Source organism: Pseudomonas sp. MWU12-2037, assembly GCF_023242345.1.
Taxonomy (GTDB): domain Bacteria; phylum Pseudomonadota; class Gammaproteobacteria; order Pseudomonadales; family Pseudomonadaceae; genus Aquipseudomonas; species Aquipseudomonas gingeri_D.
Map to the genome: position 1 here is coordinate 67,892 of NZ_JALLIZ010000012.1, position 13,835 is coordinate 81,726.

A 13,835-nucleotide genomic window follows, 5' to 3' on the forward strand; every position below is an offset into this window, starting at 1 on the left:
CGGAACACGTACCTGAAGTGGGAGCGGAGCTTGCCCGCGAAGCTTTTAGCGTTCTCACCGGCCTCTTCGCGCGCAAGCTCCGCTCCCACATGGCCATCCGGTCGTCTGCAGATTGTTGATTCGACACTGAACAGTGGGGGGCCTTGCGACAGCACCGCCAGAATGAAAAATGGGCACCCGATCCTATCGGCGTGCCCATTTTTTCTACAGCGCTCCCGTTGCTCCGGGAGTGGTACCTGACGCTTACGGGTTGACGCTATCTTTGAGCGACTTGCCCGGTTTGAATGCGACGGTATTGCTGGCCTTGATCTTCACCGGCTCGCCGGTTTGCGGGTTCTTGCCGGTACGGGCACCGCGATGGCGCTGCAGAAAGGTGCCGAAACCTACCAGGGTGACGCTGTCTTTGCGGTGCAACGCGCCGGTGATTTCTTCGAGGACGGCGTTGAGCACGCGGTTGGCCTGTTCTTTCGTGAGGTCCGCTTTTTCAGCAATTGCAGCGGCGAGTTCTGGTTTACGCATAATGAAGCCTCTTTGACGGTTTTTTGTTGTTATGTCCGTGCTGTTCTTCCGGAACAGCGCCCAAGGCGCCGCAGGCTCTACTCTGCGGCAGACGGGAGTGAGGATGGCACGAGGCAAGGCCCCGCGCCAGTCTCGTTACGACCTTTGTAGGGGCAAGAAGCGGGTGTTTACGACAGAAGGACCGGTATTTACGCCAGCAACGGCGGAAGCTCCTTGTTCAGGGCCAGTTTTTCCATCACCGCCGCGCCCGTCAGGGCATAACCCAGCAGCCGACCGCCGGTGTCGCGGCACAGGGCCTTGATGTCGGCGCCCTGCCCTTCGACCGTCCACACGCCTTCGCTGCCACGGGGCGGTGGCGACACCACCAGCGGGCACACCGGCGTCTTCACGGTGATCGGCATGGCGCCGTAGCTCACCGCGGTGGCATTGCCGGCCAGGGTCTGGGCCAGCGCCCGGGCGCAGCTCATCAGCGGCATGACGTACAGCAGATTCAAGCCATCGACCTCGGCGCAATCGCCCAGGGCGTAGATATTGGCGTGGGAGGTTTTCAGGTGGCGATCGACCACCACCCCGCGATTGACCTGCAAGCCGGCGGCGGCGGCCAGGTCGATGCGCGGACGCAGGCCGATGGCCGAGACCACCACGTCGCAGGCCACGGTGGCGCCGTCCGACAGATGCGCCTCAAGGTGATCGCCGCTGCGTTGCAGGCGGGTCAGCACCGGGCCCAGGTGAAAACGCGCACCAAGGCTTTCCAGGCCCGCCTGCACAGCGGCGGCCGCCGCCGGGTGCAGCAGCGTCGGCATGACCTGTTCGCACGGCGCGACCAGTTCCACCTGGTAACCGCCAAGGATCAGGTCATTGGCGAACTCGCAGCCGATCAACCCGGCGCCCAGCAGCAGCACACGCTGCTTGCCCGCCGCCGCCGCACGGAAACGCGCGTAGTCTTCCAGGTCGTTGATCGGGAAGATCGCCTCGGGGGCATCGCCTTCCACCGGCACCCGCACGGTTTCCGCGCCCCAGGCCAGGATCAGGTCACGGTAGCTCACCGCTTCCTCGCCGATCCACAGGCGTTTGTGGCCCGGGTCGATGCCGCTGATGCGGGTGTGGGTGCGGATCTCGGCCTTGAGCTGCTCGGCCATGGTCCCGGGTTCGGCCATGCTCAGGCCATCGGCGTCCTTGTTCTTGCCGAAGCCGGTGGACAGCATGGGCTTGGAGTAGGAACGCCCGTCGTCGGCGGTGATCAGCAGCAGCGGGGTTTCGCTGTCGAGCTTGCGAAACTCCCGGGCCAGGTTGTAACCGGCCAGCCCGGTACCGACGATCACGACAGGTGCGCTCATTCCTTTCTCCAAGTCCATAGACATCTGTTTAAAAATTGATCGATCAGGCGATTTCGATCATTTCGAAATCCGTCTTGCCGACGCCGCAGTCCGGACACAGCCAGTCAGCGGGGACATCTTCCCAGCGGGTCCCGGGGAGGATGCCATCATCCGGCCAACCGTCGGCTTCGTTATAGATCAGCCCGCAAACCACACATTGCCACTTCTTCATCTCGTTACTTCCTCGGTTCCCAGGCTTTTAACGGCACGGACAGTCGATAGGCACAGCGTTGCCGTCCGGCTCAGGGCGTTTTGTACTGATCGAAGGCCGCCGATGCAAGCACGATCGACAGCCTTGATCAGCCGGGCGCTCTAAACGGCCGAACCGCCTGTGATAAGCTCGGCGCCTCACTGGCTGCCAATCAACTGCCCATCGTGCCGCACAAAGCCCCCGTTCCAGCGTCTCCCGCCTGGCTCACCCAGAGCCGGCTGACCACCCCGCCAGACGCACCAACCCTCGACTGGTTATTTGACGAAGGGTCTCTTACTCGTCGTCTGACAGCACTTTCCGATAACGCCTTCAGTGTCACGCCGCTGTTCGAAGGCTGGCAACCGTTGCGCGACGACGAGTGCGCGGCGCTGGAGTTGCCGAGTGAAAGCCTGGGTTGGGTGCGCGAGGTCTATTTGCGCGGTCACGGCCAGCCCTGGGTGTTCGCCCGCAGCGTCGCGGCGCAGAGTGCCTTGCGCGAAGGTGCCCTGAATATGGACGAGTTGGGTAGCCGTTCACTGGGTGAACTGCTGTTCTGCGATCAGGCGTTCGAGCGCCAGGCCATCGAGGTCTGCCATTACCCGGCGCCCTGGCTGCCGCCGGAGCATCGCGCCGATCATCTCTGGGGCCGCCGCTCACGTTTCAATCGCGGGCCGCTGAGCCTGCTGGTGGCGGAGATTTTCCTGCCGAGCCTGTGGCACGCCGTCAGTACCTGTGGGGAGAACTGCTGATGTACCTGAACCTGCTCAAATCCATGAACCGCCTGCACCCACGGGCCTGGGACTTTCTCCAGCTGACCCGCATGGACAAGCCCATCGGCATTTACCTGCTGCTGTGGCCGACCCTCAGCGCCCTGTGGATCGCGGCCAAGGGTGTACCGTCGCTGGGCAACCTGCTGATCTTCACCCTCGGCGTGATCCTGACCCGCGCCGGCGGCTGCGCCATCAATGACTTCGCCGACCGCAAGGTCGACGGCCACGTCAAACGCACCGAGCAGCGGCCCATCGCGGCAGGGCGGATCAGCGGCAAGGAAGCCCTGGCGGTGTTCGCCCTGCTGATGGGAATCAGTTTCCTGCTGGTGCTGTGCACCAATGCGACCACGGTGTGGTTGTCCTTCGGTGCCCTGGCGGTAGCGGCCTGCTACCCGTTCATGAAGCGCTACACCTATTACCCGCAAGTGGTGCTGGGGGCGGCGTATTCCTGGGGCATCCTGATGGCCTTCACCGCCGAGACCGGCAGCCTGCCCGCCACGGCCTGGTTGCTGTATATCGCCAATGTGCTGTGGACGGTGGCATTCGACACCTATTACGCCATGACCGACCGTGAGGACGACCTGAAGATCGGCGTGAAATCCACTGCCATTCTGTTCGGCGAGGCCGATCGGGTGATCATCCTGACCTTGCAGGGCCTGATGCTCGGCTGCCTGCTGCTGGCCGGGGCGCGGTTCGAGCTGGGGGGCTGGTTCCATATCGGGCTTTTAGCGGCCGCGGCATGTTTTGTCTGGGAATTCCGGGTCACCCGAGGCAAGGACCCGCAGCTCTGCTTCAAGATGTTCCTGCACAACCACTGGGCGGGATTGGCGATTTTCCTGGGTGTGGTGCTGGATTACGCGGCGCGCTGAGCAACCCCGCTCGCCAGCCAGGCACCCGTTCCAGAGGACACAACGGAACCTGTAGGAGCCTGGCTTGCCAGCGAAGCTTTTAGCGGTCTCAAGGGCCTCTTCGCGGGCAAGCCCTGCTCCTACAAGGTATTGCGGTGAATCAGTGCTTGGCCATGTGCCACATACCGCCTTTGCCATCACCCATGGCGTCTCCAGGCTTGGCGTCCATCTTGTAGGTGTACATCGGTTTGCCGTTATGCGCCCACTGCATCGTGCCGTCATCGCGCTTGATCATTGTCCAGCCAGCCTCAGCCTTGGCATCCGCAGGAGCCATCATCGGCGGCCAGTTCTTGGCGCAATCGCCATTGCACATGGATTTGCCGTTGGCATCCTTATCAAAGGTGTACAACGTCATCCCCTTGCTATCGACCATCATGCCGTTTTTCATCATGGCCGGCTCAGCCGCGAAAACCAGGGTCGGCAGCGTTAACGCCGCCGTTACCATCAGGGCTTTCAACGAAAACGAAGAGTAAGTCATAAGAACCTTCCTTTTGTGGTTGTAGGATTCGAACCCCCAGCGTAGCCCATGAATATGACCATTGCGGCGTGCGGAAAAAAGCTGTCACATGTCTGCAATAATTTCGTTATCTAATGCGGCGCAAGACAGTTAAATGACAAGAGGGTGAAGGGATATGGTTGGCAGGAGCATTCTGATCGTCGACGACGAAGCGCCCATCCGCGAGATGATCGCCGTTGCGTTGGAAATGGCCGGCTATGACTGCCTGGAAGCGGAAAACTCCCAGCAGGCCCACGCGATCATCGTCGACCGCAAACCCGACCTGATCCTGCTCGACTGGATGCTCCCCGGCACCTCGGGCATCGAGCTGGCCCGGCGCCTCAAGCGCGACGAGCTGACCGGTGACATCCCGATCATCATGCTCACCGCCAAGGGCGAAGAGGACAACAAGATCCAGGGTCTTGAAGTCGGCGCCGATGACTACATCACCAAGCCATTCTCCCCACGGGAGCTGGTGGCGCGCCTCAAGGCAGTGCTGCGCCGGGCCGGCCCGACCGACGGCGAAGCCCCCATCGAAGTCGGCGGCCTGCTGCTCGACCCCATCAGCCACCGGGTGACCATCGACGGCAAACCCGCGGAAATGGGTCCTACCGAATACCGCCTGTTGCAGTTCTTCATGACCCACCAGGAACGCGCCTACACCCGTGGCCAGTTGCTGGACCAGGTCTGGGGCGGCAATGTCTATGTCGAGGAGCGCACCGTCGACGTGCATATCCGCCGCCTGCGCAAAGCCTTGGGCGATGCCTACGAAAATCTGGTACAAACCGTGCGCGGCACCGGCTATCGTTTCTCGACCAAGGGTTGAGAATCGCTGCAAACAACCCGCAATACATCGGTAACCGAGCCGCTTCAAACTGGCAGCGTTGAAGCTTGTCGCTCGAACGGCTTCGCCTCCAAGGACGCATGTTGAAGTGAATCAAAACTGGCATGGCACCCTGATCCGCCATTTGTTGTTGCTGGTCACCGGCTGCCTGGTGGCAGGCCTGGCCAGCGGGTATTACGGCTGGAGCCTGGCCGTGGGCCTGGGGCTTTACCTGGGCTGGACCCTCAAGCAACTGCTGCGCCTGCATCAATGGCTGCGCCATCACAAACCCGAAGAATCACCGCCGGACGGCTATGGCCTGTGGGGCGACGTATTCGACAGCATCTATCACCTGCAACGTCGCGACCAGCGCGTGCGCGGGCGCCTGCAAGCGGTGATCGACCGGGTCCAGGAATCCACCGCCGCCCTCAAGGACGCGGTGATCATGCTCGACAGCGACGGCAACCTGGAATGGTGGAACCGCGCGGCGGAAACCCTGCTGGGCCTCAAGACGCCCCAGGACAGCGGCCAGCCGGTCACCAACCTGGTGCGGCATCCGCGCTTCAAGGAATACTTCGAACAGGAAAGCTACGCCGAGCCGCTGGAAATTCCCTCGCCGACCAATGACCGCCTGCGTATCCAGCTCTATATCACCCGCTACGGCAACAACGAGCACCTGATGCTGGTGCGCGACGTGACCCGCATCCATCAGCTGGAACAGATGCGCAAGGACTTCGTCGCCAACGTCTCCCATGAGCTGCGCACGCCACTGACGGTGATCTCCGGCTACCTGGAAACCCTGCTCGACAACGTCCAGGAGGTGAACCCACGCTGGGTTCGCGCCCTGCAGCAGATGCAGCAGCAAGGCAGCCGCATGCAGACCCTGCTCAACGACCTGTTGTTGCTGGCCAAGCTGGAAGCCACCGACTACCCGTCGGACAACCAGCCGGTGCGCATCGACACGCTGTTGCAGTCGATCAAGAACGATGCCCAGGCCCTGTCCGGGCAACGCAACCAGACCATCACCCTGGAAGCCGACGGCGCCATCCGCCTCAAGGGCAGCGAGGCGGAACTGCGCAGCGCGTTCTCCAACCTGGTGTTCAACGCCGTCAAATACACCCCGGCCGAAGGCAATATCCGCATTCGCTGGTGGGGCGACGAACACGGCGCGCACCTGAGCGTGCAGGACTCGGGCATCGGCATCGACAACAAGCACCTGCCACGCCTGACCGAACGCTTCTACCGGGTCGACTCCAGCCGCAACTCCAACACCGGCGGCACAGGCCTGGGCCTGGCCATCGTCAAACACGTGTTGCTGCGTCACCGCGCGCGCCTGGAAATCAGCAGCGTATTGGGCCATGGCAGCACCTTCACCTGCCATTTCGCCCCGGTCCAGGTGACGCGCACCAGCACCCGCAACCTGCCCGCCTGACGCCTTGCCGGGACACCGGCCGGGCCAGGCCACTAGGCAACGGGCGCATCTGCCGCTACATTGGTTGACTTGTGCCTGCCTTTCAGGCCTCCACCCACCTACTTCAAATTGAAATACGGAACCCGTAAAACCCCATCATGGACCCTTCCCCTAGTAGCTTGACCCTCGCTTCGCTCTTCGCCGACTTCGGCATGATTCTTTTCGCTCTGATCCTGGTATTGCTCAACGGTTTCTTCGTTGCGGCGGAATTCGCCATGGTCAAGCTGCGCTCGACCCGGGTCGAGGCCATCGCCCACAAGAACGGCTGGCGCGGGCAGATCCTGCGCACCGTGCACAGTCAGCTGGACGCCTATCTGTCCGCCTGCCAACTGGGTATCACCCTGGCCTCCCTGGGCCTGGGCTGGGTCGGCGAGCCGGCCTTCGCCCACCTGATGCAACCGCTGCTCAGCGCCGTCGGGGTGGACTCTGCCGAAGTGATCAAGGGCGTGTCGTTCTTTACCGCCTTTTTCATCATTTCCTACCTGCACATCGTGGTCGGTGAGTTGGCGCCCAAATCCTGGGCGATTCGCAAACCCGAGCTGCTGTCGCTGTGGACGGCGGTGCCGCTGTACCTGTTCTACTGGGCGATGTACCCGGCCATCTACCTGCTCAACGCCAGCGCCAACGCCATCCTGCGGATCGCCGGCCAGGGCGAGCCCGGCCCCCATCACGAACACCATTACAGCCGTGAAGAACTCAAGCTGATCCTGCACTCCAGCCGTGGCCAGGACCCCAGCGACCAGGGCATGCGTGTACTGGCCTCGGCGGTGGAAATGGGCGAGCTGGAAGTGGTCGACTGGGCCAACTCCCGTGAAGACCTGGTGACCCTGGACTGCAATGCGCCGCTCAAGGAAATCCTCGCGCTGTTCCGTCGCCACAAGTTCAGCCGTTATCCGGTCTACGACGCCGAGCGCAACGTGTTCGTCGGCCTGCTGCACATCAAGGACCTGCTGCTGGAGCTGGCGGCCCTGGACCATATTCCCGAGTCGTTCAACCTCGCCGAGCTGACCCGGCCGCTGGAGCGGGTATCGCGGCATATGCCGTTGTCGCGCCTGCTGGAACAGTTCCGCCAGGGCGGCTCGCACTTCGCCCTGGTGGAAGAAGCCGACGGCAAGGTGATCGGCTACCTGACCATGGAAGACGTGCTCGAAGTGCTGGTGGGCGATATCCAGGACGAACACCGCAAGACTGAGCGCGGCATCCTCGCCTATCAGCCGGGCAAGTTGCTGGTGCGTGGCGATACGCCGTTGTTCAAGGTCGAACGCCTGCTGGGCATCGACCTGGACCATATCGAGGCGGAAACCCTCGCCGGGCTGGTCTATGACTCCCTGAAGCGGGTGCCGGAAGAGGAAGAAGTGCTGGAAGTCGAAGGCCTGCGCATCATCATCAAGAAGATGAAAGGACCGAAGATCATCCTGGCCAAGGTTCTCAAGCTCGACTGATGGGGGTTATTTCCCTCTCAAGGCAAAATTCGGCAACGCCTCCAGCGGCTGGCTGAACTGATAGGGAATCGACACCAGCCCCATCCCGGTGTTGCGCTGCACGACGAAGTGCAAGTGCGGCCCGGTGCTGTTGCCGGTGTTGCCCGACAGCGCCAGCGGGCTGCCCACTTCCACCCGCTGGCCTTCGCGCACGCTCACCGAGCCTTGCTTGAGGTGCAGGTACACGCCCATGGTGCCGTCGTCGTGCAGCACCCGCACGAAGTTGCCCGAAGGGTTCTTGCCGCCGCCGCTCTGGTCGTTCTCGGTCTTGATCACCACCCCGCCCCGCGCCGCGATGATCGGCGTGCCTACCGGCATGGCGATGTCCATCGCGTAACGGCTCTTGGCGCCGAAGTGGCTGTATTGCCCGTTCGGCCCCTGGGTCAGGCGAAACGGCCCGCCGCGCCAGGGAAAGGGGTAACGGTAGCCCTGGGCCTGCCCGGAAGGGTCGCCCAGGAAGTATTGGAACCTGGGGGTGTATCGCATCGGCTCGCCGGCCTGAATCGCCGTGAGCAGCGCCAGACGCTGGTTGCTGCGGGCCGGCAGGACCTTGCGGATCGACTGCGGCGCACCGCTGACGTTCTTCAGGGCACCGAAACCCAGCTCTATCTCCACCGGGGCATAGAGGTCGTTGCGCACGTAGACCTCATCACCGCCCTTCTGCTTGCGGATATCCAGGCGTACCTGACGCTCCAGGTGCTCGACCATCCGATCACGAAACACGAATACCTGGGCGCCCGGCGCCGGGCGGTCACTGTAGGAGACCACCCCATTGGCATCGGTGTACTTGTAGATGGTCATGGCCGCAGCCGAGGTGGCGGCCATCAACAGACCACAGGAAAGCAGCAGGCGCAGGAACATAAGCGAGAGTCGCCGAATAAAACATGGCGACCAGACTAGCAGGTGGCCAGGGCATTTGTGTGAATCACGCCAGCTGGATGGCCCCGGGGCCAAAACACAGGTCGACGTTCAATTGAGCCGGCTCGGACAGGTTCACCAGCGCATCCAGAGAGAACTTGTCGATCTTGCCGTTCAGCAGGTCATTCAACCTCGGCTGGGTGATCCCCAGGCGCTTGGCTGCGTCCTTTTGCGAGAGCTCCCAGGCATTGACCCGGCTGATCAGCTCCATCATCAGCTTGGAGCGCAGGCGCATGTTGGCGGCCTCCCGAGGAGTGTCCTCAAGGGCATCCCAGACAGAGGCGAAACGTTCAGTCTTGATGGCGTTGGTCATAGCGTTGCTCCTATCTCCTTGTGCCTAGATATAGGCTTTTCCCGTCGACGGCAGGAAAAGCCTAATCAATGAACGGGATATCCGTGGTGCGAGGTTGTTTCAAAGCTTGGCGCAAAGGCGACCACCCACATGACTCTTAAACAGCTTATATCGAAACAGATATAAAACAACCTGAACGGAAGGATTCGGACGAAAGACTTCCGAAGGCGGCAAGGACGGAGGGCGCACTGCCGGGCGCCACCCGCCTCGCCGCCCTATCGTAGAACCTGCACCACGGCACTTTATCGGGCGCTCGTTTTAATCCGTATCCAAATGCAGACTCAGGAGAAGCTCGGGAGAACCGATAGCTCCGCCCACCAGGCGGTCAACCAAACTCCAGACCTTGACAGCCCACCCTAATGATAGAAACGAAGCCGGTACTCCATACGCTATATGACCAGCGGTGATGTCCGATGCCTTCACCGTATGGCGAAACACAAATTCGCTGCCGAGGAGGCCACCGACAAAAATCAGTATCGCCACATCGCCCGCAACCATCCCTTGGGTCTTGAGCCGCATCGGAATTCCACCGTCCTCCTGGATAAGCTCAAGGTCAACCCCGGTGCGGATGTCTTGTCCAACTCCATAGACCGCCTCGGGCACGGCCAAATCACCCGCGACTCCAAGCTCAAGAAGGGGAGATGTCCGAGTCCCCTCTGCTGATAGCACGGTGTAGATAACCTTGACGTTTCCGTACTTGATCGGCGTCAGATAGCCAGGTTCGACGGCCACGACAAGGTCCTCAGCCGGCTCCGTCCCGATAACGAGGTGTTTGACGAAACAGGCATCCGCGTTGGAACCCCACCAATAGATAGAAACCAGGGCGCCCTGGGTCATTGACGACGAAGCTCTGATTCGTAGGTTTACCCCTTGCGAAAGCGCTGACAACGGGATGACACCATCAACCGCTTCTTCCACCACCGGTTTGTATATCAGCCCCTCCACTGACAGCACTACGGTCGGCGATTTCCACTCTTCAGGCGGGTATTCCAAATAGAAGTAATACAACGCGACCTGCTGTCCTCGAAAGGCCAGCGCCCGATCAGGCGGCACGGGCACTATTGTGTCCTGGTTTTCCAACGGGATCATTCCACCGACACCAAAGACGCCATCACCATCCCACGACGTAAGGAACACGTGGTAGCGCCCCCCCACACTCATCCCCTCGACAAAGGGAATACGAATGGTCAGTCCCTTCTCCAGATCCGCAAATGAGATCTTTCCATCCACGGCTTGATCGATCGTAGCGGCCCGCAACGGCTCCAACTTCACGCGCAATTTATCGGCGACTCGGTCTCTTTCCTTCAGGCTGAGAAACTTGGTCATCACCTATCTCCTGTTTCGCAAGGCAACTGCAAAAGGCAGTTGACCGCATCGAATCTAGGGAAAGTGCCTGAAGACGTAACCTGTCAGAAATGACAGTTGCGACGAGTGGTGCACGCGCGCGAAAGCCGGTACGGGGATGGAAGGCGGGGATTGTGCCGAAGGAGAGACCCGGAGCAGGCCCGCCACCACAGACAGCGCCTGAGCGATGTGGGGACGAACCTTTGCTCGCGAGAAGAAGCCGGTCCGCGGGGCTTACGCGCCGGGAACGAAGTGCTTCAAGGCGGTACCACGGGCGATCAGGCGGGAGATATAGTCCAGCTTCTGGGCGTCCTGGTCGACAAAACGGAAGGTCAGTTGCAGCCATTCGCTGTCCGGCTTCGGCTCATGGGCGACGATGGCATGCAGATAGCCGTTCAAACGGGCGATCTCGGCGTTATCGCCCTGCTCCAGGTCCAGCACGGCGTTTTCCAGCACCTGCGGGAGGATCTCGGTACGCCGTACCACCAACAAGGCTTCCTTGATGCTCAGTGCCTTGATCACGCACTGCTGGGTGCCACTGGACAGACGCAACTGGCCCTGGCCACGACCGCCCGAGGCCGCCGCGGCGCCCGCTGGCGACGCAGCGGTGGCCGGACGCACCGGCGGGCTGTTGAGCAGGCCTTTGGACGGGGCCGCCGCAGGGGCTTGCGCCGCCGCCGGGCTGACCACTTCGGCACGACCGCCGGTCAGGGCACTCAGGGAGTCATTGGCAAAAGCCGAGTTGGCCTTGGTCGGCGCGCTGTTCATCAAGGTGTCGAGCTTGCCGACCTTGTGCAACGCCTGCTTGACCTTGGTCAGCAGCTGTTCATTGGTAAACGGCTTGCTCACATAACCGGAAACACCGGCCTGGATCGCCTGAACCACGTTTTCCTTGTCGCCACGGCTGGTCACCATGACGAACGGCATGCCCTTGAGATTGTCCTGCTGGCGGCACCAGGTCAGCAACTCCAGCCCGGACATTTCCGGCATTTCCCAGTCGCACAACACCAGGTCGAACGCTTCGCGAGCCAGTACCGCCTGGGCCTTGCGCCCGTTGACAGCGTCTTCGATCCGGATGCCCGGGAAGTAGTTGCGCAGGCATTTCTTCACCAGATCGCGGATGAACGACGCGTCATCCACCACCAAAACACTGACTTTACTCATTGACCATTCCTCTGAAAATCCCGGCTAGCATACTGACTAATGGCTATTTGCCAACAGCGATTGGTCACACCGGGACTTTTCGTTCGCGGGTGCTCGTAAAAATTCGTACGCCACAAACAAAAACGCCCGACCTTAGGCCGGGCGTTTTTCTCAGGCAATCTTACTTATCGTCAGCTTCGCCGGGAACATTAGCAGTTTCGGACAAGGTGCCCTCAACTTCCTGGCGCATGCGCTTGAGGCCCATGTGCCGGACATCGGTGCCACGCACCAGGTAGATCACCAGTTCGGAGATGTTCCGTGCATGATCGCCGATGCGCTCCAGGGAACGCAGTACCCAGATGATGCTCAGTACCCGGCTGATCGAGCGCGGATCTTCCATCATGTAGGTCGCAAGCTCGCGCAGGGCGGTCTTGTACTCGCGGTCGATGATCTTGTCGTATTGCGCCACCGACAACGCCAGCTCGGCGTCGAAGCGGGCAAAGGCGTCCAGCGAGTCACGGACCATGTTGCGCACCTGGTCGCCGATATGACGCACTTCGACATAACCACGCGGTGCCTCGCCCTCCTCGCACAGCTGGATGGCGCGACGGGCGATCTTGGTCGCTTCGTCACCGATGCGCTCCAGGTCGATTACCGACTTGGAGATGCTGATGATCAGGCGCAGGTCAGAGGCCGCCGGCTGGCGACGGGCGAGAATGCGCAGGCATTCCTCGTCGATATTGCGTTCCATCTGGTTGATCTGGTCGTCGATTTCGCGCACTTGCTGGGCCAGGCCCGAGTCGGCTTCGATCAACGCGGTGACCGCGTCGTTGACCTGCTTCTCGACCAGACCGCCCATGGCCAGGAGGTGGCTGCGTACTTCTTCCAGTTCCGCATTGAACTGCGCGGAAATGTGATGGGTAAGACCGTCTTTATCAATCATTGTGTCGCTCCGCGAAAGCTGCAAGCTTCAAGCTGTAAGCTTCAAGCCGAATTATGAATATGCTCAGGCTGCCCGTGCTTGCCGCTTGTCGCTGACGACTTGCAGCTTCCTCACCTAGCCATAACGACCGGTGATGTAGTCTTCTGTCTGTTTCTTCGCCGGGTTGGTGAACAGGGTGTCGGTGTCACCGAACTCCACCAGCTTGCCCATGTACATGAACGCGGTGTAGTCGGAAACCCGAGCGGCCTGCTGCATGTTGTGGGTGACGATCACAATAGTGAATTTAGATTTCAACTCGTAGATCAGTTCTTCGACCTTGAGGGTCGAGATCGGATCGAGTGCCGAGCACGGTTCGTCGAGCAGCAAGACTTCCGGTTCGACCGCGATGGTCCGGGCAATCACCAGACGCTGTTGCTGACCGCCGGACAGGCCCAGGGCCGAGTCGTGCAGACGATCCTTGACCTCTTCCCACAGCGCCGCGCCCTTGAGGGCCCATTCCACGGCTTCATCGAGAATACGCTTCTTGTTGATGCCTTGGATACGCAAGCCGTAGACCACGTTTTCGTAGATGGTCTTGGGGAACGGGTTGGGTTTCTGGAACACCATGCCGACCTTGCGGCGCAGCTCGGCGACGTCCTCGCCCTTGCGGTAGATGTTGTTGCCGTAGAGGTTGATTTCACCCTCTACGCGGCAACCGTCCACCAGGTCGTTCATGCGGTTGAAGGTGCGCAGCAGTGTCGACTTGCCGCAACCGGACGGGCCGATAAAGGCGGTCACGCGCTGCTTGGGGATATTCATGCTGACGTCGTACAACGCCTGCTTCTCGCCGTAGTACAGGCTCAGTTTCGGGACTTCGATGGCAACGGTTTCGCTCGCCAGGTCCAGGCTCTGCTTGCTACGGCCCAGGGCGGACATGTTGATGCCGTGGGTTTGGGGTTCATGCTGCATGGGGTAACTCCCTGCGCTAACAAATTCGGTTCAATGAGCCGTCGACACAACGCCTGGGTCAACGGTAACGCCGTTCTGTAGGAGCGTGGCTTGCCCGCGAAGCTTTTGGCGGTCTTGAGGCCCCCTTCGCGGGCAAGCCACGCTCCTACAGGG

Annotated in this window: 15 protein-coding genes; 5 read left to right on the forward strand and 10 right to left on the reverse strand. The window is 61.2% G+C overall.

Annotation, left to right across the window (positions count from 1 at the left end; all coding sequences use genetic code 11):
- Positions 1 to 243: 243 nt before the first annotated feature.
- From M5B42_RS21310 to M5B42_RS21320, 3 genes are all read right to left on the reverse strand, one after another.
- Entirely contained in the window at positions 244 to 519 is a 276-nt protein-coding gene (locus tag M5B42_RS21310; RefSeq protein WP_003213368.1) for an HU family DNA-binding protein, read from the reverse strand.
- A 188-nt stretch (positions 520 to 707) separates the two neighbouring features.
- Complete coding sequence (locus M5B42_RS21315; RefSeq protein WP_248746915.1) at positions 708 to 1,856, reverse strand: FAD-dependent oxidoreductase; 1,149 nt, start codon at positions 1,854 to 1,856, stop codon at positions 708 to 710.
- 43 nt (positions 1,857 to 1,899) lie between these two features.
- Positions 1,900 to 2,067, reverse strand: coding sequence for a rubredoxin (locus M5B42_RS21320; RefSeq protein WP_103499396.1), 168 nt, complete (start codon positions 2,065 to 2,067; stop codon positions 1,900 to 1,902).
- Positions 2,068 to 2,270: 203 nt separating this feature from the next.
- Between M5B42_RS21320 and M5B42_RS21325 the strand changes: the two genes are divergently transcribed.
- Positions 2,271 to 2,834: a chorismate lyase gene (locus tag M5B42_RS21325; protein WP_248746916.1), complete on the forward strand. Its 564-nt coding sequence runs from the start codon at positions 2,271 to 2,273 to the stop codon at positions 2,832 to 2,834.
- Positions 2,834 to 3,724: a 4-hydroxybenzoate octaprenyltransferase gene (gene ubiA / locus M5B42_RS21330; protein ID WP_152736639.1), complete on the forward strand. Its 891-nt coding sequence runs from the start codon at positions 2,834 to 2,836 to the stop codon at positions 3,722 to 3,724. Before M5B42_RS21325 ends, ubiA begins: the two co-directional genes overlap by 1 nt.
- 139 nt (positions 3,725 to 3,863) lie before the next feature.
- Here ubiA and M5B42_RS21335 read toward each other — a convergent pair whose 3' ends face one another.
- Positions 3,864 to 4,241, reverse strand: a complete 378-nt coding sequence (locus tag M5B42_RS21335) for a hypothetical protein (RefSeq protein ID WP_103499399.1) — start codon at positions 4,239 to 4,241, stop codon at positions 3,864 to 3,866.
- Between the two features lie 154 nt (positions 4,242 to 4,395).
- On the opposite strand from M5B42_RS21335, the gene phoB reads away from it, so the two are divergent.
- The 3 genes from phoB (at position 4,396) to M5B42_RS21350 (ending at position 7,995) form a co-directional block, all read left to right on the forward strand.
- Complete coding sequence (phoB, locus tag M5B42_RS21340; RefSeq protein ID WP_003176964.1) at positions 4,396 to 5,085, forward strand: phosphate regulon transcriptional regulator PhoB; 690 nt, start codon at positions 4,396 to 4,398, stop codon at positions 5,083 to 5,085.
- Between the two features lie 106 nt (positions 5,086 to 5,191).
- Positions 5,192 to 6,514, forward strand: coding sequence for a phosphate regulon sensor histidine kinase PhoR (gene phoR / locus M5B42_RS21345; protein WP_103499400.1), 1,323 nt, complete (start codon positions 5,192 to 5,194; stop codon positions 6,512 to 6,514).
- A gap of 137 nt (positions 6,515 to 6,651) precedes the next feature.
- Positions 6,652 to 7,995 (forward strand): hemolysin family protein, encoded by a 1,344-nt coding sequence (locus M5B42_RS21350; protein ID WP_248746917.1) that lies wholly within the window; start codon positions 6,652 to 6,654, stop codon positions 7,993 to 7,995.
- A 6-nt stretch (positions 7,996 to 8,001) separates the two neighbouring features.
- On the opposite strand, the gene M5B42_RS21355 is transcribed toward M5B42_RS21350, so the two are convergent.
- The 6 genes from M5B42_RS21355 to pstB form a co-directional block, all read right to left on the reverse strand.
- On the reverse strand, positions 8,002 to 8,895 hold the full coding sequence (locus M5B42_RS21355) for a M23 family metallopeptidase (RefSeq protein WP_248746918.1): 894 nt from the start codon (positions 8,893 to 8,895) through the stop codon (positions 8,002 to 8,004).
- Between the two features lie 64 nt (positions 8,896 to 8,959).
- Entirely contained in the window at positions 8,960 to 9,265 is a 306-nt protein-coding gene (locus M5B42_RS21360) for an XRE family transcriptional regulator (RefSeq protein WP_152736635.1), read from the reverse strand.
- A gap of 297 nt (positions 9,266 to 9,562) precedes the next feature.
- Positions 9,563 to 10,630: a hypothetical protein gene (locus M5B42_RS21365; protein WP_248746919.1), complete on the reverse strand. Its 1,068-nt coding sequence runs from the start codon at positions 10,628 to 10,630 to the stop codon at positions 9,563 to 9,565.
- A 252-nt stretch (positions 10,631 to 10,882) separates the two neighbouring features.
- Positions 10,883 to 11,812, reverse strand: coding sequence for a response regulator (locus M5B42_RS21370; protein ID WP_248746920.1), 930 nt, complete (start codon positions 11,810 to 11,812; stop codon positions 10,883 to 10,885).
- A 160-nt stretch (positions 11,813 to 11,972) separates the two neighbouring features.
- On the reverse strand, positions 11,973 to 12,734 hold the full coding sequence (gene phoU / locus M5B42_RS21375) for a phosphate signaling complex protein PhoU (RefSeq protein ID WP_100939820.1): 762 nt from the start codon (positions 12,732 to 12,734) through the stop codon (positions 11,973 to 11,975).
- A 114-nt stretch (positions 12,735 to 12,848) separates the two neighbouring features.
- Positions 12,849 to 13,682: a phosphate ABC transporter ATP-binding protein PstB gene (gene pstB / locus M5B42_RS21380; protein WP_103499406.1), complete on the reverse strand. Its 834-nt coding sequence runs from the start codon at positions 13,680 to 13,682 to the stop codon at positions 12,849 to 12,851.
- Positions 13,683 to 13,835: the final 153 nt, after the last annotated feature.